Genomic DNA, 25,516 nt, shown 5'->3' with positions numbered 1-25,516 from the left:
GAGTATTAAAATGCCTAAAAAAATGGATAAAGTAGATGTCGTAACAGTTGGCGTTGGCTGGACGGGAGGAATTATTGCTGCTGAACTGACAAAAGCTGGTTATAAGGTAGTAGGATTGGAAAAGGGCGGCGAAAGAAGCATTAATGACTACCGATACGATCGGAACGAACTCAAATATTCTGCCAGAGGCGAAATGATGCAAAATTTAAATGATAATACGATTACTTATCGAAATAATTTAGATCAAAAAGCTAAACCAGTAAGAAATAAAAACTCCTTAGTATTGGGGACAGGGACTGGAGGTGGAGGGAGTCATTGGGCTGCTCAGGCACATCGTTACTTTAGTTATGATTTTGAAATTCGAAGTAAGACGATTGAAAGGTATGGAAAAGATAAAATTCCAAAAGGCATGATCATAAAAGACTGGGGAATCACTTATGACGAATTAGAACCCTATTATGATCGCATGGAAAAGACAATGGGTACTTCGGGTGAAAAAGATCCTCTAGCGGATGAACGATCTGACGCCTATCCAACACCGGCAAATAAATTACCGCCATCAATGAAACTATTTCGGAAGGCAACTGAAAGTCTTGGCTACCATCCGTTTGTTAGACCTACGGGCATTGCATCTGAGAAATATGAAAACCCAGATGGGAAAACGATTCAAGCCTGTCAATTCTGTGCCTTTTGTGTTAATTATGGTTGTGACTGGGGTGCTAAAGCAGATCCTAATATTACTGTTATACCAACAGCTAAAGAAACTGGAAACTTTGATTTGCGTACACACGCTGAAGTAAAACGTATTTTATACGATGGCAATAAAGCGACTGGCGTTTTGTATGTAGATACTAGGACAGGTCAGGAATATGAACAACCTGCAGATGTTGTTTCTCTGACAAGTTTTATATTCAATAATGTTCGCTTATTACTTTTATCGGAAATCGGCGAACCTTATAATCCCAAAAGTGGAAACGGGTTAATTGGAAAACATTTTGTGGATCACCATTTTGAGCCTGTTACCAGGGGATTTTTTGAAGACGAAAAGTTTAATAACTATATCGGATCTGGAGGCCTTGGTGTTTGTTTCACAGATTTTGGTGCAGATAATTTTGACCACTCAGATGTTGATTTTCTCAATGGTGGCCAAATTGAAATACAAATGGGTGGAAATGCTCCGATTAGCAACAATCCTGTTCCCGAAGGCACACCTACATGGGGAGAGGAATTCAAAAAACAATCATTAAAGTACTATAATAAATACCTTGATATAAGTTTTAAAATGGCAACATTATCTTTTGAAGATCAGTACATGGATTTAGATCCAGTATATAAAGACAGTTCAGGCGATCCGTTAATTCGATGCACGTATGATTTTACAGATGATTACCGTGCCAAGAGTGAGTTTTTACAAAATAAGTGTGTTGATGTACTGGAAGAAATGGGTGCGGATAAGATTGAAAAACACGGACTTCCTGACCATTTTGATGGTAGTTTTATCTTCCAGCATAACGGTGGCGGCGCCGTAATGGGAGATGACCCAGAAGACTCTTTTGTAAATAATTACTCACAAACATGGGATATGGATAACCTGTTTGTCATTGGTGCTTCGTCTTTCCCGCAATTTGGCATGACAAACCCAACCTTGACAGTAGGAGCATTAACTTATCGTGCATCCGAGGGGATCATTGAATACCTGGAGAACGGCGGTGGTCAATTAGCTAAAGCGACTACTAAACATCAACGCACGTAAACAGTGCGCTCCCCTGGATACAATACAGCATGGATATTTAGATGTTGGTTAGCTGAAACTAATCATCAAACATAAAGGAGATAAAAGAATGACAAAAAAATGGATTACTAAATTAGTCATACCTGTTGTCGCACTCGCCCTGGTGAGTGCTTGCAATACAACGGATGACGATAATGATGAAGCACCGCAGGATACTAATGCTCCAGAAGATACCGATACACCAGAAGAAGAAAACCATCCAGAAGACGAAAATGTTCCAGAAGACGAAAACGTTCCAAAAGACGAGGGGCCAAATCATGATGACACTTCTGATAACAATGATGACTTGAATGCTCCCAATAATAACGTGAACGAAGATCAAAGACCCGGAGCTGGCGGGGAAAGCCGGGATGATAATAATAACTAGGAAAGTGAAAAATGGTTCTCTAATAAGGGATACCCTTAAGAAAATTGCCAACCACCTGCATGGGTGGTTGGTCATTTTAGTGTGTCATGTTATGATTCGTCTCTTTTTGGATTGAATATTAAATCTAAAGTCTCAGCATTTTCTTGAATTCTCCCTGCGAAACGGAGGTTTCCATCCACCTTTCCTGATCCGCAAGTTTTATTCGATGATCTCCAACGTTCGCGGTATATCTATAATCGAAACCAGTGTTATCCTGGGGTCTAATACCGCCTAATTTTTTCTTCAGCTGCCCCCTCTTTTGCTAGAGATTTGTCATGTCTCGATTGGTTTTCCGCATTAAATGTGACTTCAATATAATTATCTTCAAAGGTTTGATTGACTAGACAATTAGCAAGATAGATGCTTGAATAGGTGAGCCGATTCAGGACTTCCTAGGCGATCATAAAACCTGACTAATAGTCAGAACATAATGTTATATCCAGTCACAGCTGCTATTTCTTCTTAAATTGACTCCCCCGGCTTTTCGCTCTGAGCTCCGCCACTAAATCAGCCGACGTCTGCGCTTCCTGGGCGGTTTTTTCCGGATCAATCGTTAAATGATACTGCTCCCCGCTTTGTTCGATATCAAACCATGTATTGACGTCGCTGCCTGCAGGGAGACTATGCCAGTCGATAATAATTTCCGTATTGTTTTCTTCCATTAGAATAACCGCCTGTTTCTCTTCAAACCGGTCTAATACGCCTTTCATAACACATGTCTCCTTTATGATTTAACGCATGCCACATCTTCTGCTTTAATTTTTTTAATGTATGCGTCACCGATCCCCTTGACGTCTGTTAAATCATCTACGGAATCAAAAGGGCGGTGGTCCGACACGTTTGGTGCTCGCTTTTTTCCAATGTATTTGATATTTTGCAGTTCTTTAGCGGAAGCATTGTTAATATCGACACATCCCCCCGTACTTGCTGAATCGCCATTGCCGCTGGTGTTTTTATTAGCTGGTGGTTCGGAATCAGACTGATTGGAGGCGCTTGTCTCGGCGCTTCCGGTACTCTCTGCACGTATCGTGCCTTCTTTTTCCGTGGAAATATCATAGGACGTGCCATCGGTGGTGACGGTAATCGTCCCGTGAACGTCCGTGCCATATAAATCAATGCCCGCATCCTGAATCCTATTGACGACTTCGGCATGGGGATGGCCATATTGATTGTCGGCACCTGCGCTGTAAATCGCTGTGTCAGGATCAACAGCTTCGATAAACGCAGATGTGCTGGATGTGTTTGATCCATGATGACCAAGCTGCAGGATATCGGCGTCGAGCGGCGCGTCAGATTGAACCATGGACGCCTCGGCGGCCTTCTCGGCATCGCCTGTAAACACAAAATTAACGTCTCCATAGGCCATGTGCAATGACACGGATTCTTCATTCAAATCGCTCGATATGCTATTGGGATACAACACGTCGATAGCCATGGGACCGATGGAAAATTCCTCACCGGTTCGTGGTTCGTGATAGTCGGCACCGCTGTTCTTGACAGCCTGGAGTGCCTTCTGGAATGTCTTGGACGAGGATATATTTCCAGACATCCAAACCTCGCCAACATCGTATGTATTCACGATTTCTGCGAGCTGGCCGATATGATCGGAGTGCGGGTGACTGATGACGATCAGATCAATGTCAGCAATAGCCTGGTTTGCCAAATAGTTAACGACATCATCACGCTGCCAGTCCCCGGTATCGAACAGGATGGTATAAGGTTCACCGTCATGCCCATATTGGAAAAGGGTTGCGTCCGCCTGAGCGGCATCGATGTATTGAACGGTCAACTCCTGTAATGCAGAACTGTTTGCCGTTTGTTCTGAGTCGTCTTTTTCGCTGTCATTTGCCTTTTCATCCGCTTCATCTTTGTCCTCATTATCTTCTTTTGGTTCTGCATCGGAATCTTCTGCTGTGTCAGTCGTAACGGCTTCAGTTGTTTCTGCATCGTCAGTATCTGCATCCGCTGCTGACTGCTCAGCATCATCTGTTCCGCACCCGGCCATGACAAGAAAGAAAGCCGTGATAAAAGCTGTAAAACTGTGTCTGAGCAACTATATATCCTCCCTCTATTTATCGGGAGCCCGGTTCATTAAAGGAAAAAAACAATACCAAGTTTTTCCGCACCGCGAGCCGCCACCATTTAATGAGATCGCTTTTCATCTTATCTAGTAACCTATCTAAAAGATATCAAATTGACATGGGGAAAGCTACTGAAAACTGTATTTTCTTTCCGGAAAGAGCCAGCGAAATTAAAAAATCAAGGTGCAGTCGGTACGTATTTTTGCAAAATACAGGGTGCCAGTCTGCCGTTTATGTGCAAATTCGTTTAAAACGGTTTTCTCGATGAACAGAGGACAGGCAAATAGCAATTGGCCCCTTGGCAAAATTTGTTTTCAGAGGCGCTTTTTACTCACGAATTTGTTTTTTGCCAATGTGCGTTATGTCTGATCGGCTGGCATAATGAACAAAATGGGGTGGCTAGGATTTGAAAATATCATTTACAGTTCGTTTTATTCTGGTTGTCAGCGTTTGCTTTTTATTAGTCATTATTGATCCAAAAGGAATGAATGCGACGTCGTCGGATAAGCTGATTAAGGTTAATGCAAACGCATCATGCCATGACATGATGACGTGGCAAGAAGTCAGTGCGGCGAATGTGCTTGGAAACAGATTTGACGTCTGCCGGGATACGTTTAGTTATCTGAATGCGTGCGGAATGCATCCCCTTCAATCATCCGCGGGAATAGGGAACAAGGGTAGTTTTCAGGCGGAGACAGCCATGATGCAGGCATTACTCGATTCGTTCCCCCGGTACACAGAAGCAGTCCTGGAGCGATTCGAAAAAGATAAAGCTGTTATTCTGTTTGAGTCGCTTAATGAAGAGATGGTTGTTCCGAAGCAAGATATCCCCTATGAGGCAGATGTCAATACCTGGTTTAATGTCTGGACGGATAAGCAGGGAAATGCGTCCTTATCCATAAATTATAACCAAACAGAACAGGCACAAAAGCATGCTGAAAAGCTAATAAACCAGCTGAGGTTCATGGAATAGCGGATTTAGATCGCAAAATAATTTAGCGAGTTATGAACATGTGGGTAGTTATTAAATAAGATATATGCTACAATAAAATAATCTTGATGAGTTAGAAGAAGTCGGAAGAACGGAGAATTTGATTTTTTTCAGGAGTGCTCTGCCAGCTGAAAAATAGTCAAAAGGAAGACATCCGTATGCCGGGTGTTTTTTAGTTACCAGCGCTGCTGTGTGGAAATCGATCTATGCACATAGCCAATTAAAGCCATCACAGTGTTAGACAAATTCCCCAAAACACACTTGGATTACACGCTTTATACTGACAATTGCATACGAAGATGGGACAGTAAATATGGGAGTTATATCCTAATGCATCTGGTGAACAATATACAGAACACACACCCAACCAACCTTTCCTTGAGTGTGTGCGTTTTCTGTTGCTGGTACAGCCGTTTAATTTTCGGTTTTTCTTATCATCATAAATATCTGTTTTGTTTTTTATTTTTCGGACATGGTATAAACAGCAGATATTTTTCATCAGCAATTAATTTTTGAAAGAAGGTTGGTATGTCATGGCGAATAAAGAGTCATTTGATTTCAAAAAATATATTCCGCTTTTCGTGGTATTGCTCTCAGGTGCTTTTATTACCATTTTGAACCAGACGCTTCTGGGGACAGCGCTGCCACCTATTATGCGGGATCTCGGATTGGCTGAGACGACAGCTCAGTGGCTGCAGTCCGTTTTTATGCTCGTCAACGGTATTATGATTCCTATTACCGCATTTTTAATCGAGAAATTTACGACACGTCAGCTTTTTCTGACGGCTATGAGCTTGTTTGCTACAGGTACCTTAATTGCTGCCATAGCACCAAGTTTTGCCTTCCTAATGGTTGGTCGTGTCCTGCAAGCTTCAGGTGCGGGTATTATGATGCCGCTCATGCAGACCATTTTATTCCTGACCTTCCCCAAAAATAGAAGGGGTACGGCAATGGGACTGTTCGGACTTGTAATTGCGTTTGCTCCGGCAATTGGTCCGAGTCTTTCCGGCTGGCTTGTCGATCAGTTCCCATGGCGCAGCGTTTTTTATGTCATACTGCCAATTGCTATTTTGGACATTATAGCGGCATATTTCTTGCTGAAGAATGTGACGGAACAGAAAAACCCAAGAGTGGATATTTCATCAATTATCCTCTCGACTGTTGGTTTCGGAGGCCTTTTATACGGATTCAGTACCGCTGGTGATGCTGGGTGGATCAGCCTGCAGGTTATCCTGTCGCTTGTCATCGGTGCCATTTCTCTCACTGTATTCATTACAAGACAGCTGAAATTGAGAGAACCGCTTCTTGAATTCAGGGTATTCAAACATGGCACGTTTGCGTTAGCGACCGGTCTTGGCATGATTGCTTTCGCAGCGATGATTGGAACGAATGTGATCCTGCCATTGTACATGCAGAACATGGTTGGATTTTCGGCGCTTAAATCTGGACTTGTGTTGTTGCCAGGTGCCATTATCATGGGATTTTCAAACCCGATCACCGGTTTTCTGTTCGACAAATTTGGAGGGAAATGGCTCGCCCGCGGTGGTTTGTTACTATTGTCACTGACAACATTCACGTTCACGAATTTGTCTCCGGATACAAGCTTTGCCTATTTGGCAAGCATGAATGGTATTCGTATGATTGCTATTGCCATGATCATGATGCCGATGACAACGTTGGCTTTGAACCAGCTGCCTGACGATCTAATTCCACACGGAACAGCGATGAATAACACATTCCGCCAGGTTTCCGGATCGATCGGGACTGCGATTCTCGTCACGATCATGTCGACAGCTTCCATACCAAGTGAGGGTGTAAGCGGTCTTGTTCATGGTGTGAATATTTCCTTTATCGTCGCAGCCGCCGCGGCTATTGTAGGGTTCATCCTTTCGTTTAAACTGAAAGAAACGGTGAAACCTGGAGAGGGATCATCTGACAGTTAATATATGGTATAAAAAAACCGTCCTTGCTCAGGGCGGTTCTTTTACTGCTGGCTGTTATTATCTTTCAAAGAAGGAATCATTTATTATCACTTCTATTCATTAACCTAGGTTGGACATTGAAAAGAATGCGTAAGTGATGCCAGCCAGCAAAAGAGGGTCTAGGGGGACGTTGGTATCGCTTAGTTTAATTTCATAATAGCCATTAAAAAACAGTCCTTTTGGTGATGCTTCACCTATAAGTTCTTGATTTATAAATAGCTGAATTCCGGACTTAAACAGCCCTTCAGCTTTAATGAACAATGTCGTACCGTCTTGAAATTGTGTTTTGATTTGATCAATTTTTTTCAATGTACCACTCTGCATGTCTGCAACAGGAATGCCTCTGTCCAGAATATGCCAATTGTTGCCTTCGATTATCGAGGACGTTTGCTGAAGAATTTCATAAGTTTGTTCGTTGCTTTCTATTGCAATGTTGACATCATTTTTAGGGTCATGTGAATGACCTTGTTTCCAATAGCGCATTTTGCCGATTTTCGCTTCACCTTGATAGATATCCAAATATTTACCTGATATGAACATCGGGCGCTTGAACGTGATAGTCATGTTTAACGATGCCTCCGTAATATGATGCTATTATACAGGCACTATAACGTTTAGGAAAGTTCTTGTATATGTATTAAACGCTCATTTGTTGAATTAATAGATAGAACATTGTACGGTGTTGTAAAAGAAACGTTTCATAGCAAGGGGGCATAGCAGCATGACGTTTTATGGAACGAATACAGTTTATAAGCAGATGCTGACGTTTGGAATTCCCGCTGCATTAGCAGTGTTTGTCATCGCGCTTTTTATGCAGGGGAAGGGATCCAGTATTGTCAGTCTGCTGTTATTTGCGCTCACCGGCCTTTTGGCAGGCGGTTTAATTGTTCTTCCGATTACCTACATGAAGGACAGGGACAAACGGGTTGTCCTGACTGAATGCGAACTGCGTGTCGAGGAAAAAGGGCATTCGCAATCCGCAAAGTACAGCGATATTCAGGACGTTAAATTTAATGGCAAACAGATCCAAATTAAACTTAAAGAAGTTAAGATCGACATTGCTCATGTTCATGGGTATCCTGTGAATGACATTTATGAACAGTTAGAGAAAAAGCGTCCTAAGAAATGAGAATTAACACCAAAATCTATGGTTGATAAATCACTGCTGGATTATATGTTCGCTGCGGAAAAGGATAATAAATCAATCACTAATGTGTAGAAAGGGCATCTTAAAATGAATGTTAATTCCTATTTACAACGAATAGGTATGGACCGTGTAAAAGAGGTAAATTTAGAGACACTAAGCGAACTTCAGTTACAGCATATGCTCCATGTTCCTTTTGAAAATTTGGATGTGATGCATCAGGTTCCGATTCCATTAGACGTCGAAACGTATTATAAAAAGATTGTGCTGAACAAACGCGGCGGTTTTTGTTATGAATTAAACGGTTTGTTCAACTGGTTATTGCAAACGCTGGGTTTCAATAGTTGCTTTATATCGGCTACCGTTAGCCGTCCCGATGGCTCATGGGCTAAAGAAGGCAGCCATGCAGCTCAGATTGTTGAGTTCGACCAGCCTTATCTGGTTGATGTCGGTTTTGGAGACTCTGCAAGGAAGCCTATCCCTTTAACAGGAGAGCCCTGTGAGGATGTAAGCGGTGTTTACCGTGCCGTCAAGGTGAGGGAGAATATTTTTGACCTGCAAAGAAAGAAAAATGAACATAAATGGGACACGCTATTTCGCTTTGATACAACGCCTAAGGAATTAGCAGATTTTGAGGAGGCATGTTATTTTAATCAAACCTCGCCAAAATCTCATTTTACTCAAAAAGACATCGTATCATTGGCCACTATAGAAGGCCGTATGACGCTTTCGGGTAATGCCTTCATCATCACGCGGCACGGCGAAAAGCAGGAGACGACCGTCAGTGACAGTGAAAAAACCACTGTATTGGAAAAATACTTCAATATCCATTTATAATCATGTGCATACGCTATCCATAAAAAATTTAGTTTTCTTTTTTAAAAATGTGGGGTATAATCATGGAGGATGGTCATATAATGAAAACCGTAGGCATTTGTTTAATGCCTACGGTACAATAGACCATCTCCATTAAGAGGGGTGGCGCATGTGGCTAAATAACCCTTCACGGCCGCCAAGCATATGAGGGGTTATTAGGATTTGTCGGACATAATAAACGCTATCAACGTGCCGAAAGAAATCATCAGCGTTAATACGTTTGCTGTGTCCACTGGCGTCATCTCCCTTCTTGGAAGGCTCCAGAACACCCACCCCTCATATGATGCTGGTCTACTGTTATACATATTTTAACATGTATGCATTTATTATTAAGCGTTTCCCGGAAAAAGTATACAATTAGACAGCCTTCGCTACTTTATTCAACGAACGCACCTCTAGTCTAACCTTCTAGCAGGAACCCTGATATCCCCGATGCTGAATCCAGAAAAACATTAAGATTAAAATGGCGGAATATATCGCTAGCCACACATAAACAAAACCGATCGCCGGAAAAATTGATGCAGCATTGGTTCCTCCCATTAAAGACATCAAATACGGTACGGGTGGCAGAGCCCATGCAATCCACTGCAGGGCATGCGGCAATGCATCATGCAAACCGGCAGAGGCAATGGAGGCAAGCAATACAAAAATAATACCAAGCCAGGCCATTCCCGAATTTTTGGCAATGTGTCTTGTGAATAAAGCTGTTATCGATACTGATAGAACGCCGAGAAAGATGTGACTGAGAAATCCGATGGTTAATTTAGGAATCGAAATAGTTGCCCCGAACATACCCAAAACTACTGGATAAGCCACGGAGGAGGCAGAAAGAGCGATGACGCATAAAGACATCGTTATATATTTGGCTAAAAACACTTTCGCCTTGCTCTTTGCATGAAGAATCGTTAAATGCTGCTGGACAGGATTTTCTGTATGGAAAAAAGTCAGTGTAAACCAGGCCATAAGCAAAAATAAATACACCGCCGTCATGGCTGTACTGCTTAACACCGGGCTTGGCTTATAAGTGTAATTAATGACGACTGCGATCAGATAAATTGTAAGCGGTGGAACATAGCGGTATGATTTTATATAATCTGAGACGTAATAACTGACTAATTCCTTCATTTTTCGCTCTCCGTATGCAGGGATTGAATGGAGCAACCGTGCTGGATAAGTGCAAGCAGAATGCGGTCACTGGCAAACGGCTCAACATCCAGCCGAATAACATCCCCATCATCTATTGGTTCCTTATCTATCACGCCAGCTATTCCATATAGAAAGTCGAGTTTTTGGGCGTTGGTATCGGCTTGAATGATGACACGATGCGGCAGTTCCCCGGCAGGATAATATTCCGATTGAATCGGCTGATCACCCAAAATAATGCCCCTGTCAACGATACTGTTAAAGCGTTTTTGCTCATGACAGGCGACTAAAATCGTCATGCCATCCAACTTCAATTGATATAAAATTGACTCCAAGTCATCCTGTGTACCCGTATCAAGGCCTGAAAGCGGCTCATCCAGCAAAAGAATATCCGGTTTCGCCAATAGAGCCTGCATGATGCCGACTTTTTGTTTCATACCTTTGGAAAACGTATGAATAGCATTAGCATGCTCGCTTTCCAAGCGAAATTGCCTGAGAAGCGATGATATACGATCTTGCAATTCCGGTTTTGTGAGTCCCTGAATCCTGCCCATATGATAGAGATATTGTTTTGCAGTAAAACGAATATCGTCTGGGAATTTTTCCGGTACATAGCTGATTATCAAATCTGGTTTCATGCGCTTAATGGTACCATGTGTCGGTTCTGTGATGCCGGCAAGTATTTTCAAGAGCGTACTTTTGCCCGAGCCGTTGTTGCCCCTTATCACAAGGACTTCACCATGATTAACAGACAGTGAAAGATTAGAAAAGAGTCTGACAGAGTATTTCTTAGTAAGCTCTTGCGCTTCAATTAATGTCGTCATGAATACACTCCGATTCGCTATATAAGATACCAAGCAATATATGCATTCATTATGCCATAATTTGGTTCAATCGTGGCATAAAATTTATCTCTTGGGAAAGTCTAAGTAAACAAAACCATTAAAGGCGGTTACTTAATGAAACAACAACCTTCCGTCTCGATCCAAAAGCTTTACGATGTAAAACAGCAAATGTTTGAAGCAAATTACGAACGTTGGGTAAACGATGTTCTTTTCACATTTAATTGGTGGCTCTTAATTATTTTGACGCTTGTTGTCATCTTTATCTGGCTAAAAGCATTAGACACAAGCCGGCTCCTGGAGATTCTGTTCGTGGGGCTGTGCATAGGAATCCTGGCTACGATTCTTGATGTTACAGGTGATTCCTTGTCTTTTTGGACTTATGGATACAAAGTTGTCCAAATAATAACGCCGCTTAATCCTGTTGACCTTGCCGTTTTACCGGTCGCTTACATGCTGATATACCAATGGTTTACGAAATGGAAACCATATATTTGGGCAACGATTGCTTTAGCCGCTATCGGAACATTTGTGGCAGAGCCTGTCTTCGAGTTGTTAGGTATATATCACTTAAATACATGGAAATTTATCTATTCCTTCCCGATTTACATTGCGATGGGTATCGGTATTAAAGCCTTAACACACAAGATGATGGCTATTCAAAGGCGAGCACGATCAACCAAACAAGGTGAGGAAGACGCGACATGAAGGATCAAAAAAAATCGCCCATTGTAGCTTTAGCCTGGGCTGTTGGCTTGCCGGGATTTGGTCAAATTTATAATCGTGATTATGTCTGGGCCTTGGTTCTCATGGCATGGGAACTATATGTGAACTTACAAGCCGAGATAAATTTATCCCTGTATTATACGATCCAATTAGACTTCGAGCAGGCTCATGACATTGTTAACTTTGAATGGGGATTATTTTACCCTTCCGTTTATGCCTTTTCTATGTGGCAGGCGTATAACCAGGCCAGAGTGCTAAATGGGAAACAAGGCATGGATTTGACCGGCTTTTTCGTGGGATCTGTTGTTGGAATGGTGATAGGCATTACACTTTACTTTTCCTGGACGATGCACACGCCGTTTGCGAGCCCTGTTATAAGCGGCATATTACTAGGACTTATCGCCGGATTTATAGGCCATTTGATTGAAAAACGTTTCGTGCGTAAGCGAACTGATTATTGACACCGGGCGCGATGCCGTTTTTTCCAATTGCTCGGCCAGCCGTTTCAGGCTATTGTTTTCTCTCGTCAGTTTAAAGGGGAGCGATTGGCCATTCTGTCTAAATGTTCCTTCAATCGGGCGCTTGTTCCTGATAAACGCCCGATTGACTAATTTAATCTCAGGTGTTTGCGGAACACCAGCACCATCAACTTCTCTCAGCCAAATAACAGCTGTCCCCGTCACAAACAGCAAAATTCAGACTCGTTTGAATTTGTATGATGACTGTGAATATATACCTGTTTTACTAAACGTTTTCCATCGTCAACCATTCTAACCAATGGCATCCTTAAGTCTGCAGCTTAATCTATCTGAAACTTTAACATATGATTCGATTAAATAAGTCATTTCGGATGGCTCTAAAATTTTCTTTTGTGACCTTTTTCCATATAGCAGCAAATATGACGAAAACAGCAAGACATACCGATAACTCAATCACCTGGTTAAGGATCCAGACATGCGTCAGCTGCGTATTTTTTTAGACGTCTAATGTGATATAAACCAAAAATATAGTGATGAAGAATTCTTTATCAAACATGATTAATGCTCCCAGGTGTTTTTAATTTCCCGAAGGTTGAGGTAGATACCGTACCCTCCAGCTATCAATAGGACTATTTGGCCCAGACCGAAGTTAAGATTGAGCCCATAAGTGAATAAGGCGAGGAATCCAGTCACACTAAACACAATGATTATAATATTCAGGTGATATTGCGTCATCGTCTACCTCCTTGGTTGTTAGGCAAATGGTGTTGAATGATAAATTTACCGAAAATGGTTTTAACTTAATTTTATCATGATTCATTCACTCATTTAACCAGGATCGGATAATTTGGAAAAACATTGCATAAGGTGACGCGAGAAATTAAAAGTCTGCCCAGCTTGAGACAGACTCTCCCGTGCTTGTTATCATAGTACGGTTTAAAAACCGCTCGGGGTGATGGATTAAAGATTCATTTTTGGGGGTTCTTCAAACCAGCCTTTAGACATCATGAGCTTGGTGCCTTCCCGTTGATATTCAAATTCGTCCTTGGCAAAAATCCCGGTTTTGATCTGCAAATCATTCCGTAAATTAAAGCCGGCGCCGAAACCGCCTCCGCCAATAGCAAGGCCGCCTAACAGATAATTACAGAACATCATCAGTTTTTCAGAAAAAGGTGGTATAGTTGAACTTGTAACAGTGCCTCCAGGTGTGGCGGGGGGCTGGATACCATTTTCGAGAAGAATATCTGATGTTTCACTTATAATCTCTTTCGCCAGCTCTCGCCCTTTCGTAAAGTACTTTTTTACATCTTCGTCCTGCGTTGTCTGTATAAAGCCATCCATCAGCTGCATGCCCGTAATATTTGTCTCAATATAACGATATAAAACACCAAATTCAACTGTGTTGAGTGGTCGTTTATTCCCCATTATATTCGTTCCTTTGGCATAATTCTTATCGGTTATATAGCCAGTCGATTTTGGCATTGTGACATAGTTGGGGCGAGAAAGGAATCTTTCTTCAATAAGGTATTGTGTGAAATGGTCATAATAGGTTTCGGTTATCTCGGTCAGTTCTTTATAAAGCTTAATGATATCTTTCCGGTAAGTCATTGTTAGATGAAGGACGTATATACCCATACTGACTTGCTTCAAAATACGGCTGAACATAATGTCGAAACCATTGTCCCACAGCTTGGATGCTTCAAGGTTAATATCTTTTTTGGTAAAACCTTCGGGAACAGCACTACCCTCGTTTTCAAGCAATGTTTTTATTTCGATTGCTTTTGGGTGAATTTCTTTCCACAAACCTGACATAAGATCTTTAGCTTTTGGATCATCAGCTTTTTCAATAAAGTACTCCAGCATTCGCAAAATGACACCTTTTTTATGGTATGTCATCCATAGCGCACCCAGCTCAGTGGAACTCATCTTAGGTTGCTCATTCATACGGGTCCTCCTAAATGCATGTTTTAAGATTAGCCTTTGTTTCGTTCTCAAAAATATGTATTTAGGAGGAATCTGACAAGCTAAAAACACCCTTAAAAGAATAATCTGAGTTCAAATACTCAAGATACTATTGTAGCGAGTGACCCAATTGATGAACAGCCTTTGTCGTCTATAATAAATGGTTAGCTTTCAGAAACGGCTTTTGCTAACCCGTCGTCAGCGTTAAATTTAAACCGCTTAATGTCTCCCTCTTCCGAAAAATTGGCCTGACCTTTTATTTTAAAATGCTGCTTGTCTGCGTCTTCCTTCTGGTATGCTACGTTGGCTGTAAAGTCATAGATGATTTCATCTGAACTCTTTTGCTTAATATCAATGTCCGCAACGTTCATGTCATCGTTTTCTTTTGCCTGATAAGAATAAACGTAGCGACCGATGTATTCCTCGTACATATCTTCCGTGAAATAAGACTGGTACATGTCTTCTGAATATGAATCCAGTTCCGTATCAGCCGGCGATACCACCTTATTTGTTTCATCCTGATCATCAGGAACATTGATATTCTCAGGATCAGTCAATCGATTTAATTTTTTATCTGGCCCTGTAAACGTGTTTTCCAAAACGGCTTCTAAAGTCGTTATGTTTTCATCTTCTGGTTCGGATTCCGAGCTGTCTGCTGAACAGCCTGCACTTAATAAAACAACGCCTAGTATCACAAAAGGGATAACAAGTCGATAAACAATCCTAGTTTGTATTATTTCGAATACCTCCCCGTCATTAGTACGAATGGACGCTAAAGATTTAAAAAAATAAAAAAATCGTAGCGATTAAGCTGACAATTGTATAAAGAACAGAGCCATAGAATGCAGCACCAACATGTGCCTTCAGTTTGCTGCTTTCTTTTTGGACTTTCCATACAGATTCACTTGTCTCAAAAATCGCTCCTTTAGATAAAACACCGCCACTGCTATTAAAAAAATAAATAATAACTGATAAACCCAGACCAATAAAAAAACTCCATTCACTATAGGAAAAGGTGAAAAGGATACTGGCGATTCATACAACGACAGCAATGATGACGGCTGATAAAATTGATCGGCTAATAACGCTTTTCACTGCAAGAACGCCTCTTGGATGATTAGTCGTTTAATTCTGATTTAAGAAGCTTTTTTAGCTGACATTTTTACGGACATAGTAACACCTGTGATTAACTCGAGAATGGCTAATCCCAATACATATAAACCGATCGATGGCAGCGATAAAATTCCCAGAAAAACATGAAAAACGGCGGCAAGATATAAGCCTATCGATCTCCTTAAATAAATACTTAAAATAGCATAGATCAAAACAGCTGTTATCATGCCTGCGATAAGCCAAGGCGTCCAGGATGTCATTAAAGAACCTCCTTTTTATGGTTATACTTTCATTATACACACTATTCAAATGTTAAGGGAACCCAAAAATGACGCTGTACCTGATATGATTAAGGCAATCGACAGTCCTTTCTGCCGCAGTATGACCGCCTTCAGCTCTCTGTTCCGTCTGATTTATCCTTTTTGATCTGTTGGATTGTCGTGATCAATCCTGATAAACCGGCGACAAAAGCGGCTGGCAGGCTTAAAAGAAAAAAGCCCCAATCCCCAGTGTATAGGGATATAATCAGAAAAATAACAGGGATGCCAACTAACGCAAACAGTGAAGCAGTCAATCCCATTCTGTTGTGTTTTGTCATTTATAAACCCCCATTTTTTAATGAGTAGCTAGTGCCTTTGTGATAGCACGACAGCTATTTATCTAAACCACGAGACCGTCTGTTTCAAAGATTTATCAAAGGCTGCAGAACAGTCTCCAAAGGATTTTATAAACGTCGCATCATCTTGTCATAACGATCCAACCCAAGATAACAGCTGCATATAATACGGCAATATAGGTTGCTGTATTATGTTTGAGCGCGTATTTCATCGAGATAAACAGCCTTTCGATTTTAAGTTTTCATTCAATAATCTAGCCAATGGACACCTAAATCCGCAATGAATGAAATGGAGTAATTTAATTGAGGGAAGAAAAGAAGGTGTAACGTAGCCTAAAGCCGTTCTAAGAAAAAATAAAAATGGCAGATGGAATGCAAATAGTGCGCTCTCGGTATTTGTTCACGCTGCGTTCCTCTTGCATGGGATTTACCAAATTAACTGAATATTAGTTTAACATATTTCAAGGTGTTCGTCATTGTTTTTTGTCCGGATGCGGAGAATTCTTACGCGTTGAATCGAAAACAGAGACAAGGAGAGTTTGAGAGGGGAAATAGGGGAGTAAAGTCTTACTACAAACAGTCCTTTCTTTATACAACAAGACAGCCCTTCGCAAGGACTGTCTTGTTAGTCTTTTATGTCTCAAAAAACTTATTCTTCCTCAAAGACGTCAGCTACAATTTTGCTTGGGTTTTCATCTAACAAATTACGCGGGACCATTTTATTGATTTTCCGATCAAAATAATCCTTCAGATGCTTAATCTCATCGTTTTCACCGACTAGCTGAAGCTCGTCCCAGCCTTGTTGTTTAGCCTTTTTCTGTATGGTTTCAGCCAGGCTTTTGAACCAGCGCTGCTGATGAGCTTCAACGCGCTCTTGGTATTCATCTTTTTTGGCGCCGCCCTGTGTCCAGTCACTTCCTTGCGGGCCTTGATGCTCGCGCCAATTATCTGTGTTCAGATCCAGTTTATAATAGTCGGTGTTAAGCACCATACCGATTTCAGTTTCAATCAGCTGTGCCCGGTCCTGTTGAATAACCAGAACGCCCGAGTGCGGATAATCCGAAAGAAGATTTTGCAATTGTTCCGTGTGAGGCTTGTTGTCCCAATGATACTCTGTTGTAACCGGAATATTAAGAGCCTCTGAGAACCATAAGTCTTCATCTGATGTAGCAAATAAAATGATGCTGCGCTTTAATTCATTTTCCTTACCATAAATTTCGTTTTCGACTTTTTCCCGAATTTCTTTGGCTTGGTTCTTTTCTTCATGCGAGTCACTGTCCTGTGTTTTATTAGCCAGATCTTTCAAGGCATTTTTGAGTCTTATTTTCCATTCATCAGCCTGTTGCTCAGGGTCACGGGGATCCGTGTTGAGATATAGGGTAAATACCTTTTTCGGCTCCTCATAAGCCGTGTTTTCCAATTGTTTAAGATAATCTTTCATTAGCATGCAATCTTCCTTTCTTTTTACGTGTAATATATTCAGTATTGTTTTGTGCCGGATTCACACTTAGAATACAGCTCAATTCAAAGTATTGCTCGTATGATTTTAACAACAAGCAGAATGACAGCAATGACCAAAATAATGTGGATCAAACCACCGGCAATGTGGAAGGAAAAACCAATCAGCCACAGAATAAATAAAATAATTAATATGGTCCAAAGCATTTTTACATCTCACCTTATTTATTATTAAGCTCTGCAATATTTACATTCCCATGTATGGTTGCATTTAAAACACAGCAAACTAATCAATTACATCAAAAAACTGCATCAGCACCCCAACGATACTCAGAATCAATCCGGCTATTGCCATGCCTTTGCCAGACACCTCCTGCTGCGATATGTCGTTTTTGGCTTTTACGTACAAAACAATGCCAGCAATGCCAAGGATGAGACCGATCCATTCTTGGGTGACAAGCGAGAGAATTCCTAACACTAAAATGGTAATGGCTTTACCGCTGTATGGCTGTTTCGTTTGTGGCGTCATGCCCAGCACCCTCTTTGAAAATGATACAGTATTATACACTAATATGGTCGGCTTAATCAGTCTTTATGCATTAAATAACACGTCTATGACAGTCCTGTTTTAAGGCAAGTATAAAAATCGCCGATAGGGCATGTATCCCTATTGAAGCGATTTTTTTGTTTGATGGTGCTTGAAAGCGTTCGTTAACCGTTAAAATCGTTATTGACGATCGTCTGATAATGCATTATTATTAATTAATAAGCATAAATATACATTCATTATTCTTATATTGGAGGGCTTTTCTATGGGTTTGCTTAATGAATTCAATGCGATTCAAGACGATTTAGTTCGCATTAGTGAACAGTTGTACCATCATCCGGAGCTTGGAAATGCAGAATTTAATTCAATGCAGCTGCTCGTTGATTACCTGGAGAAACATGATTTTGCCGTGGAAACCGGACTGGTTGATGTGCCGACATCCTTTCGCGCGGAATTCGCTAGTGACAAACCCGGTCCGACGATCGCTTATCTGGCTGAATACGATGCATTGCCGGATATCGGCCATGGATGCGGCCATAATCTGATTGCGGCCACGAGTATTGGTGCTGGTATTGTCCTGAGTAAAATGCTTGAGGAGACTGGTGGAAAAGTAGTCATATTCGGAACGCCCGCTGAAGAAACGGACGGGGCCAAAGTGCCGATGGCTGAACAGGGCATTTTTGCCGATGTGGATCTGGCGATGATGGCTCATCCGGGTGGCGTGGCTGAGGAAAGTGGCCCGACACTTGCTTTGGATGCCATCCAGTTTGCATTCACCGGAAAATCATCACATGCTGCCGCAGCACCGGAAGAGGGTGTTAATGCGCTGGATAGCGTTATTCAGCTGTTTAATGGCATCAACGCCTTGCGCGAGCACGTGCCTGCTGATGTGCGTATGCATGGTATTATTCCGCAGGGAGGAAAAGCAGCTAATGTTGTTCCGGACTATGCCGTGGCGCAATTCTACTTCCGGGCCGAGACGCGCAGCACGTTAAATAACGTTGTGGAAAAAGTCAAAGGCATCGCTGACGGGGCTGCCAGCATGACAGGCGCAACCGTAGCCATATCCAACTATGAACTCAGCAATGACAACTTAGTCACGAATAAACGTCTGTCAGATCAATTCCTGAAGCATCTAAAAGACATAAGCGACGAGGCGATTGAACCAGCTGGTGAGGCGTCGGGATCAAGTGATGTAGGCAATGTCAGCCAGGTTGTTCCGGCCATTCACCCGCATATTGGGATGAATGATGCCAGTCTGGTTCCGCATACCAGGCGTTTTGCCGATACCACCGTTACAGAGGACGGACAGGGTTTCATCAGGAAAGGCGTGCTGTCGCTTGCCGGGACCGGTTATGATGTGTTGACCGATTCCAGTCTGCTGGCGTCAATACAAACAGAATTTAATCAGACGAAAAAATAAAATCAATGGAAGGCCAGGTGGCTGTCAGTTGGACATCTGGCCACTTGTAATCTTAATATTTGTAAAATTAAAATAATTAATTTGAAAGGGAGGTTCCATGAAAAAATCAGGGAACACAATCGGCAACAAGAAGAAATTTGAATTCCCCCATGTTTTTGTTCTTTTATTTGGTATGATTATTATTTTCTCGATCCTGACGCATTTTATTCCTGCCGGTGAATTTGACCGCGTTGATACAGACGACGGGCAAACCGAAATCGTTGAAGGAACCTACCATCAAGTAGAAGATAATCCCATCGGCTTTTTTGATATATTCCAAATGGTGCATAAAGGGATGGTAGAAGGGTCAGGAATTATTGCCTTTATCCTGATTATTGGCGGTGCCTTTGGCGTATTGAATGCTACCAAATCAATTGATACGAGTTTAATCCGAATCTCTGAAAAAATGAAAGGGAAAGAGATTCTCATCATCCCGATTGTCATGACACTCTTTTCGCTTGGCGGGGCGACATTTGGCATGTCAGAAGAAACAATTCCGTTTGTGCTGATATTTATACCGCTGGCATTAAGAATTGGCTATGATTCCATAGTCGGCGTGGCCATGGTGCTGGTTGGGGTATATGCCGGTTATGCCGGCGCGTTTCTTAATCCATTTACGGTAGGTGTTGCCCAGGGGATCGCCGAATTGCCGTTATTTTCAGGCTTAGGCTTTCGCATATTAGCATGGGTGTTATTCACGGGTATCAGCATCGCTTTTGTCATGCTGTATGCCCGGAAAATTAAAAAAGATCCAGCTTCCAGTTCGATGCATCAGATTGATCAATCCTACGAGGTTGCAGACTCAGGTGACGTAACATTGCTGCGGAGACAAGTCATTATTATTGGCCTGTTTTTACTCACGATTGTCGGTCTTGCAGTCGGCGTTATGCTGTTCGACTGGTACATCAAGGAAATAGCTGGTCTGTTTTTGCTGATGGGAATTGTGGCCGGCATCATCTACGGTATGCGGCTAAATCAGATCGCCGAAAAATTTGTTGAGGGGTGCAAGGATATTGTTCTGGCAGCTGTGTCGGTTGGATTTGCTTATGGCATTTTAGCTGTACTCCAGGAAAGTTCCACCATTGACACCGTGTTAAATACCATTTCGACTTGGTTAAGTCAGGTACCGACCAGTTTTTCCGCCGTTGGGATGTATGGTGTTCAGGCGGTCATGAATTTTCTTGTTCCATCCGGCAGCGGTCAGGCAGCTTTGACGATGCCGATTATGACCCCGCTATCTGATCTGGCAGGGGTTAGCCGTCAGGCAGCCGTCTTTGCCTTCCAGCTCGGGGATGCTATCTCCAATGTGTTTTTACCAACATCCGGTATTGTTATGGGTTCCTTAGCGATCGCCCGGATTTCCTGGATTAAATGGATACGCTGGATCCTGCCGCTGCTCGCTATCCAATACGTACTGGGCGCCGCACTCCTGATAGTAGCTCATACCGTTATTTGGCCGAGTTGATGGGTGCCTCTTTGGTGCCTGTCTCCCTTTGGTGCCTGTCACGACCCGGTTTTTGTCGAATGGAGTTCTTTAACAGGGCGCATCTTTAATGGTTGTCTTTCACCACCATTGAGACGTGCCAGCCTGTTAGTACTGACTGGTATTAGCATATTTAAGAAAAAGGTCTGCCGCCTTGGATAGACGATGATTCTTTAGCCATACGACAGATGGTTCAATGTAAAAACCGAAATACGTCATATCAATCGCCACGATATCGTGATAAAAGGCTTTTTGGATAGCTGATTTAGGCAGGATTGACAGTCCGACGCCTGAAGCAACAAGGGCTAATAATGTCGAGATATCTTTACACTCCATAATAACATTCGGCGAAAGATTGCGTTTGTGAAAATGCTGGATAATATTCTCGTAAACCGAATAACCCTCCATAGGCGCAAGCATTAGAAATGGATAGCTCGCAATTTGCTGCAGCTGCACATTTTCCGTGATGGGCTGCTCTTCCCACTGCCTGGGCGCTGCGATGACAAACGGCTCAGATGGAAGTCTGGAAAAGTGATACGCGTCCAGTGCCATCGGCAGCAGCATGAATGCTAATTCAATGATGCCTTCCTGAAGCAATTCCTCCAAATAAGACGAATCGCCGCGCCAGACTTTCAAATAGATGTTGGGGTGAGCAGCCCGGAATGTTTTAATCACCTCAGGCAAATAGGAAATACATGTTGACGATACCCCGATTGCTAATGTGCCGCGTGTTCCCTGACTGATTTCTTGAATCTCCGTTACGATATCCGCAGACGATTGCAGCATGTTGACAGCATGCTGGTATAACGTATTGCCTGCTTCTGTCAGCTCCCACTGCTGATTACTTCGATGGATTAAGGTGGCATCCAGTTCGGTTTCCAATCGCTTTAAATTCTGACTAAGCGGTGGCTGGGCCATGTACAGGATTTTCGCCGCTTTCGAAATACTTCCGGCATCCGCTATGGTCTTAAAATAAGACAACTGCTTTAAATCCATTTTGATCACCCTCGCCCTATATCTTTTACATTATAACATTATCATATTATATATATTTTTCATATATAAGAACCCTTGTTAGCCTTGGGAGGTGCTATTTTTTATAGTTTAGATGAATAGGAGTGAAACGATGGATTCGACTAATAAATTATGGTCCAAAAACTTTATTTTAGTTGTTGTCGCTAACTTATTTGTTTATCAGGGATTTCAAATGCTGATCCCGACATTGCCGGTTTATGTTAAAAGTATGGGCGGGAGCGAACTGCAAGCCGGTTTGGTCGTCAGTTTATTTGCGTTCTCCGCATTGGTCTTTCGGTCCATAACCGGAAAAGGCGCCGATACCATTGGCCGGAAACCATTTCTGCTTATCGGTTTTTTGGTTCTGATTTTGTTTAACGTAAGTTTCTTCGCGTTTTCCATTGTAGCGATGCTGCCGCTGTTGCGTTTGTTCCAAGGCGCAGGATGGGGCATGACCTCAACAGCGATCGCGACGATTATGGCCGATAATGTTCCGGATGCCCGGCGCGGGGAAGGGACAGGCTATTATGCCTTATCGGTTATTCTTGCCACATCTATCGCACCGATCATTGGTATTTCGGTGCTGAATCATTATGATTTTAATATGATCCTTGTTCTGACAACGGTCTTTATGGTAATTGGATTTATATTAACACAAGGTATTTCCATTCCAAAACAGGAAAAACAACCTGAACCAGCCAACGCGCAAAAAGAATCCTTTTGGAAAAGCCTTTTTGAAAAGAAAGCATTGCTGCCATCATTGCTTTGTTTATTTTTAGCCGTCCCGTTTGGCGGATTGATGAGCTTTATAGCCTTATTCGGTGAAGAGATAGGCATCGAGAACATTTGGATTTATTTTGTGGGTCATTGTTTCATGATCCTGATTAGCCGGCCGTTTATTGGCAAGTTATTTGACAGTAAAGGACCTGCTATCGTCATATTTCCAGGAGCTATTTTAATGCTGATTGGCTTGCTGCTTTTATCGTTTACGACGACGATTCCGATGCTGATTCTAACGTCCGTCTTTTATGGTTTAAGTTTTGGAGCGGTCCAGCCGTCGCTGCAGGCATGGGCTATTGACCGGTCAGCTTCAAATCGTAAAGGGGCAGCAAACGGCACCTTTTTATCTTTCATGGATTTAGGTGTCGCATTAGGATCACTTGTACTGAGTTCTGTTGCTGCAGCTACTAGCTATGCCATGATGTACCGGATTTCTTCCATTTGTATGGTGATTTTCATTATTATTTATGGTATCTATTTATTGAAAACCCGAAGCCAAAAGCATTCAGAAGATCACGCAGAAGCGGCGAATCATTAATTTAAAAAGCAGGTGAGATGTATGTTTTGCGAAAAAGTCGTACTCGCTTATGATGGATCAGATGTAGCTGAACAGGCATTGGAAAAAACAGTGGCGATTGCTGAGGCGAATGCCTCTATTCAAATCAGTGTCTTATATGCTGTTGAACTGCCTCAGACGCCTTATGTCATTGGCGATGTATTTGAAGATATGCAGAAGTCGATGCATGAACACGGTGATAAAGTTCTCGCCGAAGCAAACGAAAAATTGGAGGGACTTCCCAATCAGATGGACTTTACTGTCGTGGAAGGAAAAGCACCTCGAGCGATATTAGAACACGCCACAGATCAGGATTGTGATTTGATTGTTATCGGCAGCCGCGGATTAACAGGCGTTAAGGAGCTCTTAGGGAGCACCAGTCATTACGTCGTGCATCATTCGGACGTCCCGGTGTTGGTTGTTCGGTGATAGATGATTTTAGATTAAAAGCTGTTTGTTTTATAGATTCTTATTCCCCCTTTAATGATCCTATTTAAAGGGGGATTCTTATAATCACACGTTTTGTGTTAGCTCATATTGTAGCTGTAATGCGTTTTTTATGTGTTAAGCTTATAGTGTCTTTGATAAAAAGAGACAAAATAATAATAGGACTGGATATTGAATTATGTTACAATAAACGTCAATAACTGTTTAAACAAAGTGTTTTTAGCTGAGAGCGTAAAATAGTTTGTGTAAATCGCAATGACTCAATAATGGTCATAGAAAAAGGAAGACCCTTTCCTGTAGAATAGAGTTAGCCAAAACACACCCACAGGAGGTCTTCCCTATGAGCCATCTTACTACAGATTTGCTTGAATCACTAGCCCAAAAACAGGATATTGAAGAAGTTTTTCGCCATCACTTGGAAACAGCGATCAATCAGCTTTTAAAACACGAATTAACAGCTTTTCTGGACTATGAGCCTTATGAGCAGGCTGGCGTTAACTCTGGTAATTCCCGTAACGGATTTTATGGCCGTACGTTTAAGACAGAATACGGCAACCTTGAGCTGCATATTCCCAGAGATCGCAACGGTGCCTTTCAGCAACAAACCCTGGCACCCTATAAACGTTCCAACGACACACTGGAACAGTTTATCATCCACCTGTACGAAAAGGGCATCACAACGGATGAAATCGCCGATTTGATCGAAAAAATGTATGGTCAGCACTATTCCAAACAAACTGTATCCAACCTGACACAGCTTGTGTCAGAAGATGTTAAGGCTTTTCATGAGCGAACGCTGGAACAGCGTTATGTCTGCATTTATCTGGATGCCACGCAAATTCCAATCCGGCGTCAAAGCGTTGAAAAGGAATCGGTCTATATCGCCATTGGCATTGCGGAAGATGGCGGCAAAGAAGTGCTCGACTTCACCATCGCCCCAACGGAATCCGCCGAGGTGTGGGAGGAGCTCGTTCAGCGCTTATATGATCGCGGTGTTGAACACGTCCTTCTTTTCATTTCGGACGGCTTGAACGGCATGACGGATGCGCTGCATCGTGTCTATCCCAAGGCTAAACATCAGGTGTGCTGCGTTCATGTTTCCCGCAACATCGCTAACAAAGTACGTGTGAAAGATCGTGCCGTCATTCTGGATGATTTCAGGGCTGTCTATGAGGCTGAAAGCCGCCAGGATGCTTTAAATGCCCTGGAACAATTTCAAAACAAATGGCATAAGACGTATCCACGTGCTGTCGATGCCGTGATGAAACAGGATCGCTTATTAACGTTTTATGATTTTCCGGCATCCATCCGATCCAGCATCTATACAACAAACCTCATCGAAGGATTTAACAAGGAAATCAAACGCTACGTCAAACGCAAAGAACAATTTCCAAATGAAGATGCCCTGGAACGTTTCCTGGTGACCCAGTTTTTAGATTATAACCATAAGTTCGGTATGCGGTGCCACAGAGGCTTCAAAAAAGCAAAGCCTGAATTACTGCAGATGTTTGAATCGCTGGAGGAACAAGTTTAAACGACTAAAACACTGGCTAACTAAATTCAAAAGGGATAGGGTCATTTACACAAAATTATTGACGCCCCCTTTTAGCTAATAA

The 25,516-nt window shown here is 42.3% G+C and carries 27 protein-coding genes; 13 read left to right on the top strand and 14 right to left on the bottom strand.

The genetic code is table 11. The features are described from left to right. Positions 1-10: 10 nt before the first annotated feature. Together ACZ444_RS12255 and ACZ444_RS12250 are read left to right on the top strand one after the other, a co-directional pair. The gene (locus ACZ444_RS12255) at positions 11-1,753 is read left to right on the top strand and encodes a GMC family oxidoreductase (RefSeq protein ID WP_382358701.1); all 1,743 of its coding nucleotides are present in this window, start codon (positions 11-13) and stop codon (positions 1,751-1,753) included. Positions 1,754-1,841: 88 nt separating this feature from the next. Beyond that, positions 1,842-2,159, top strand: coding sequence for a hypothetical protein (locus ACZ444_RS12250; RefSeq protein ID WP_382358700.1), 318 nt, complete (start codon positions 1,842-1,844; stop codon positions 2,157-2,159). 491 nt (positions 2,160-2,650) lie between these two features. On the opposite strand, the gene ACZ444_RS12245 is transcribed toward ACZ444_RS12250, so the two are convergent. Beyond that, on the bottom strand, positions 2,651-2,908 hold the full coding sequence (locus ACZ444_RS12245) for a DUF3006 domain-containing protein (protein ID WP_382358699.1): 258 nt from the start codon (positions 2,906-2,908) through the stop codon (positions 2,651-2,653). A gap of 14 nt (positions 2,909-2,922) precedes the next feature. Next, positions 2,923-4,251, bottom strand: a complete 1,329-nt coding sequence (locus ACZ444_RS12240; RefSeq protein WP_382358698.1) for an MBL fold metallo-hydrolase — start codon at positions 4,249-4,251, stop codon at positions 2,923-2,925. A gap of 434 nt (positions 4,252-4,685) precedes the next feature. On the opposite strand from ACZ444_RS12240, the gene ACZ444_RS12235 reads away from it, so the two are divergent. Then, positions 4,686-5,252: a DUF3006 domain-containing protein gene (locus ACZ444_RS12235; RefSeq protein ID WP_382358697.1), complete on the top strand. Its 567-nt coding sequence runs from the start codon at positions 4,686-4,688 to the stop codon at positions 5,250-5,252. Positions 5,253-5,803: 551 nt separating this feature from the next. Next, entirely contained in the window at positions 5,804-7,213 is a 1,410-nt protein-coding gene (locus ACZ444_RS12230) for an MDR family MFS transporter (protein ID WP_382358696.1), read from the top strand. A gap of 99 nt (positions 7,214-7,312) precedes the next feature. Here the strand turns inward: ACZ444_RS12230 and ACZ444_RS12225 are convergent, their stop codons facing one another. Further along, complete coding sequence (locus ACZ444_RS12225) at positions 7,313-7,816, bottom strand: hypothetical protein (protein WP_382358695.1); 504 nt, start codon at positions 7,814-7,816, stop codon at positions 7,313-7,315. Between the two features lie 157 nt (positions 7,817-7,973). Between ACZ444_RS12225 and ACZ444_RS12220 the strand changes: the two genes are divergently transcribed. Both ACZ444_RS12220 and ACZ444_RS12215 read left to right on the top strand, forming a co-directional pair. Beyond that, on the top strand, positions 7,974-8,381 hold the full coding sequence (locus ACZ444_RS12220) for a hypothetical protein (protein ID WP_382358694.1): 408 nt from the start codon (positions 7,974-7,976) through the stop codon (positions 8,379-8,381). Positions 8,382-8,519: 138 nt separating this feature from the next. Further along, the gene (locus tag ACZ444_RS12215; RefSeq protein ID WP_382358693.1) at positions 8,520-9,233 is read left to right on the top strand and encodes an arylamine N-acetyltransferase family protein; all 714 of its coding nucleotides are present in this window, start codon (positions 8,520-8,522) and stop codon (positions 9,231-9,233) included. Between the two features lie 447 nt (positions 9,234-9,680). On the opposite strand, the gene ACZ444_RS12210 is transcribed toward ACZ444_RS12215, so the two are convergent. Both ACZ444_RS12210 and ACZ444_RS12205 read right to left on the bottom strand, forming a co-directional pair. Then, positions 9,681-10,397, bottom strand: a complete 717-nt coding sequence (locus ACZ444_RS12210) for an ABC transporter permease (RefSeq protein ID WP_382358692.1) — start codon at positions 10,395-10,397, stop codon at positions 9,681-9,683. Next, on the bottom strand, positions 10,394-11,239 hold the full coding sequence (locus ACZ444_RS12205) for an ATP-binding cassette domain-containing protein (RefSeq protein ID WP_382358691.1): 846 nt from the start codon (positions 11,237-11,239) through the stop codon (positions 10,394-10,396). Before ACZ444_RS12205 ends, ACZ444_RS12210 begins: the two co-directional genes overlap by 4 nt. Positions 11,240-11,374: 135 nt before the next feature. Between ACZ444_RS12205 and ACZ444_RS12200 the strand changes: the two genes are divergently transcribed. Together ACZ444_RS12200 and ACZ444_RS12195 are read left to right on the top strand one after the other, a co-directional pair. Continuing rightward, the gene (locus tag ACZ444_RS12200) at positions 11,375-11,965 is read left to right on the top strand and encodes a CBO0543 family protein (protein ID WP_382358690.1); all 591 of its coding nucleotides are present in this window, start codon (positions 11,375-11,377) and stop codon (positions 11,963-11,965) included. Beyond that, positions 11,962-12,444, top strand: a complete 483-nt coding sequence (locus ACZ444_RS12195; protein WP_382358689.1) for a hypothetical protein — start codon at positions 11,962-11,964, stop codon at positions 12,442-12,444. Before ACZ444_RS12200 ends, ACZ444_RS12195 begins: the two co-directional genes overlap by 4 nt. On the opposite strand, the gene ACZ444_RS12190 is transcribed toward ACZ444_RS12195, so the two are convergent. From ACZ444_RS12190 to ACZ444_RS12155, 8 genes are all read right to left on the bottom strand, one after another. Continuing rightward, a complete protein-coding gene (locus ACZ444_RS12190) occupies positions 12,373-12,666 on the bottom strand; it encodes a DUF3923 family protein (RefSeq protein WP_382358734.1) in 294 nt (97 codons plus the stop codon). The genes ACZ444_RS12195 and ACZ444_RS12190 overlap by 72 nt on opposite strands. A gap of 756 nt (positions 12,667-13,422) precedes the next feature. After that, positions 13,423-14,406 (bottom strand): DUF3231 family protein, encoded by a 984-nt coding sequence (locus ACZ444_RS12185; RefSeq protein ID WP_382358688.1) that lies wholly within the window; start codon positions 14,404-14,406, stop codon positions 13,423-13,425. Between the two features lie 182 nt (positions 14,407-14,588). Next, positions 14,589-15,119 carry a hypothetical protein gene (locus ACZ444_RS12180; protein ID WP_382358687.1) on the bottom strand — a complete coding sequence of 177 codons (531 nt, stop codon included), beginning with the start codon at positions 15,117-15,119 and terminating at the stop codon, positions 14,589-14,591. Between the two features lie 441 nt (positions 15,120-15,560). Then, the gene (locus tag ACZ444_RS12175) at positions 15,561-15,797 is read right to left on the bottom strand and encodes a hypothetical protein (RefSeq protein ID WP_382358686.1); all 237 of its coding nucleotides are present in this window, start codon (positions 15,795-15,797) and stop codon (positions 15,561-15,563) included. A 131-nt stretch (positions 15,798-15,928) separates the two neighbouring features. Beyond that, positions 15,929-16,135: a hypothetical protein gene (locus tag ACZ444_RS12170; protein WP_382358685.1), complete on the bottom strand. Its 207-nt coding sequence runs from the start codon at positions 16,133-16,135 to the stop codon at positions 15,929-15,931. A 667-nt stretch (positions 16,136-16,802) separates the two neighbouring features. Further along, the gene (locus ACZ444_RS12165; RefSeq protein ID WP_382358684.1) at positions 16,803-17,594 is read right to left on the bottom strand and encodes a VLRF1 family aeRF1-type release factor; all 792 of its coding nucleotides are present in this window, start codon (positions 17,592-17,594) and stop codon (positions 16,803-16,805) included. Between the two features lie 83 nt (positions 17,595-17,677). Beyond that, entirely contained in the window at positions 17,678-17,818 is a 141-nt protein-coding gene (locus ACZ444_RS12160) for a lmo0937 family membrane protein (RefSeq protein WP_382358683.1), read from the bottom strand. A 79-nt stretch (positions 17,819-17,897) separates the two neighbouring features. After that, positions 17,898-18,140 (bottom strand): DUF4190 domain-containing protein, encoded by a 243-nt coding sequence (locus ACZ444_RS12155; RefSeq protein WP_382358682.1) that lies wholly within the window; start codon positions 18,138-18,140, stop codon positions 17,898-17,900. A 283-nt stretch (positions 18,141-18,423) separates the two neighbouring features. On the opposite strand from ACZ444_RS12155, the gene ACZ444_RS12150 reads away from it, so the two are divergent. Continuing rightward, positions 18,424-19,581, top strand: a complete 1,158-nt coding sequence (locus tag ACZ444_RS12150) for a M20 family metallopeptidase (RefSeq protein WP_382358681.1) — start codon at positions 18,424-18,426, stop codon at positions 19,579-19,581. Positions 19,582-19,678: 97 nt separating this feature from the next. Next, complete coding sequence (locus ACZ444_RS12145; RefSeq protein ID WP_382358680.1) at positions 19,679-21,085, top strand: YfcC family protein; 1,407 nt, start codon at positions 19,679-19,681, stop codon at positions 21,083-21,085. Between the two features lie 126 nt (positions 21,086-21,211). On the opposite strand, the gene ACZ444_RS12140 is transcribed toward ACZ444_RS12145, so the two are convergent. Further along, entirely contained in the window at positions 21,212-22,099 is an 888-nt protein-coding gene (locus ACZ444_RS12140) for a LysR family transcriptional regulator (protein ID WP_382358679.1), read from the bottom strand. Positions 22,100-22,229: 130 nt separating this feature from the next. Here ACZ444_RS12140 and ACZ444_RS12135 point away from each other — a divergent pair, with 130 nt between their 5' ends. The 3 genes from ACZ444_RS12135 (at position 22,230) to ACZ444_RS12125 (ending at position 25,434) form a co-directional block, all read left to right on the top strand. Continuing rightward, a complete protein-coding gene (locus ACZ444_RS12135; RefSeq protein WP_464433323.1) occupies positions 22,230-23,435 on the top strand; it encodes an MFS transporter in 1,206 nt (401 codons plus the stop codon). Positions 23,436-23,456: 21 nt separating this feature from the next. Next, positions 23,457-23,882 carry a universal stress protein gene (locus tag ACZ444_RS12130; protein WP_382358677.1) on the top strand — a complete coding sequence of 142 codons (426 nt, stop codon included), beginning with the start codon at positions 23,457-23,459 and terminating at the stop codon, positions 23,880-23,882. Between the two features lie 358 nt (positions 23,883-24,240). Beyond that, positions 24,241-25,434 carry an IS256 family transposase gene (locus tag ACZ444_RS12125; protein WP_464433219.1) on the top strand — a complete coding sequence of 398 codons (1,194 nt, stop codon included), beginning with the start codon at positions 24,241-24,243 and terminating at the stop codon, positions 25,432-25,434. The last annotated feature ends 82 nt before the right edge of the window (positions 25,435-25,516 follow it).

Source organism: Lentibacillus kimchii (assembly GCF_055381965.1).
This window is presented reverse-complemented; position numbering and strand designations above follow the sequence as displayed.

Excerpts from the sequence above, each read along its gene's own strand:
- ACZ444_RS12255 (WP_382358701.1), top strand. The coding sequence starts at position 11 with ATGCCTAAAAAAATGGATAAAGTAGATGTCGTAACAGTTGGCGTTGGC.
- ACZ444_RS12250 (WP_382358700.1), top strand. The coding sequence starts at position 1,842 with ATGACAAAAAAATGGATTACTAAATTAGTCATACCTGTTGTCGCACTC.
- ACZ444_RS12245 (WP_382358699.1), bottom strand. The coding sequence starts at position 2,908 with ATGAAAGGCGTATTAGACCGGTTTGAAGAGAAACAGGCGGTTATTCTA.
- ACZ444_RS12230 (WP_382358696.1), top strand. The coding sequence starts at position 5,804 with ATGGCGAATAAAGAGTCATTTGATTTCAAAAAATATATTCCGCTTTTC.
- ACZ444_RS12225 (WP_382358695.1), bottom strand. The coding sequence starts at position 7,816 with ATGACTATCACGTTCAAGCGCCCGATGTTCATATCAGGTAAATATTTG.
- ACZ444_RS12220 (WP_382358694.1), top strand. The coding sequence starts at position 7,974 with ATGACGTTTTATGGAACGAATACAGTTTATAAGCAGATGCTGACGTTT.
- ACZ444_RS12215 (WP_382358693.1), top strand. The coding sequence starts at position 8,520 with ATGGACCGTGTAAAAGAGGTAAATTTAGAGACACTAAGCGAACTTCAG.
- ACZ444_RS12210 (WP_382358692.1), bottom strand. The coding sequence starts at position 10,397 with ATGAAGGAATTAGTCAGTTATTACGTCTCAGATTATATAAAATCATAC.
- ACZ444_RS12205 (WP_382358691.1), bottom strand. The coding sequence starts at position 11,239 with ATGACGACATTAATTGAAGCGCAAGAGCTTACTAAGAAATACTCTGTC.
- ACZ444_RS12200 (WP_382358690.1), top strand. The coding sequence starts at position 11,375 with ATGAAACAACAACCTTCCGTCTCGATCCAAAAGCTTTACGATGTAAAA.
- ACZ444_RS12195 (WP_382358689.1), top strand. The coding sequence starts at position 11,962 with ATGAAGGATCAAAAAAAATCGCCCATTGTAGCTTTAGCCTGGGCTGTT.
- ACZ444_RS12185 (WP_382358688.1), bottom strand. The coding sequence starts at position 14,406 with ATGAATGAGCAACCTAAGATGAGTTCCACTGAGCTGGGTGCGCTATGG.
- ACZ444_RS12175 (WP_382358686.1), bottom strand. The coding sequence starts at position 15,797 with ATGACATCCTGGACGCCTTGGCTTATCGCAGGCATGATAACAGCTGTT.
- ACZ444_RS12170 (WP_382358685.1), bottom strand. The coding sequence starts at position 16,135 with ATGACAAAACACAACAGAATGGGATTGACTGCTTCACTGTTTGCGTTA.
- ACZ444_RS12165 (WP_382358684.1), bottom strand. The coding sequence starts at position 17,594 with ATGAAAGATTATCTTAAACAATTGGAAAACACGGCTTATGAGGAGCCG.
- ACZ444_RS12160 (WP_382358683.1), bottom strand. The coding sequence starts at position 17,818 with ATGCTTTGGACCATATTAATTATTTTATTTATTCTGTGGCTGATTGGT.
- ACZ444_RS12155 (WP_382358682.1), bottom strand. The coding sequence starts at position 18,140 with ATGACGCCACAAACGAAACAGCCATACAGCGGTAAAGCCATTACCATT.
- ACZ444_RS12150 (WP_382358681.1), top strand. The coding sequence starts at position 18,424 with ATGGGTTTGCTTAATGAATTCAATGCGATTCAAGACGATTTAGTTCGC.
- ACZ444_RS12145 (WP_382358680.1), top strand. The coding sequence starts at position 19,679 with ATGAAAAAATCAGGGAACACAATCGGCAACAAGAAGAAATTTGAATTC.
- ACZ444_RS12140 (WP_382358679.1), bottom strand. The coding sequence starts at position 22,099 with ATGGATTTAAAGCAGTTGTCTTATTTTAAGACCATAGCGGATGCCGGA.
- ACZ444_RS12135 (WP_464433323.1), top strand. The coding sequence starts at position 22,230 with ATGGATTCGACTAATAAATTATGGTCCAAAAACTTTATTTTAGTTGTT.
- ACZ444_RS12130 (WP_382358677.1), top strand. The coding sequence starts at position 23,457 with ATGTTTTGCGAAAAAGTCGTACTCGCTTATGATGGATCAGATGTAGCT.
- ACZ444_RS12125 (WP_464433219.1), top strand. The coding sequence starts at position 24,241 with ATGAGCCATCTTACTACAGATTTGCTTGAATCACTAGCCCAAAAACAG.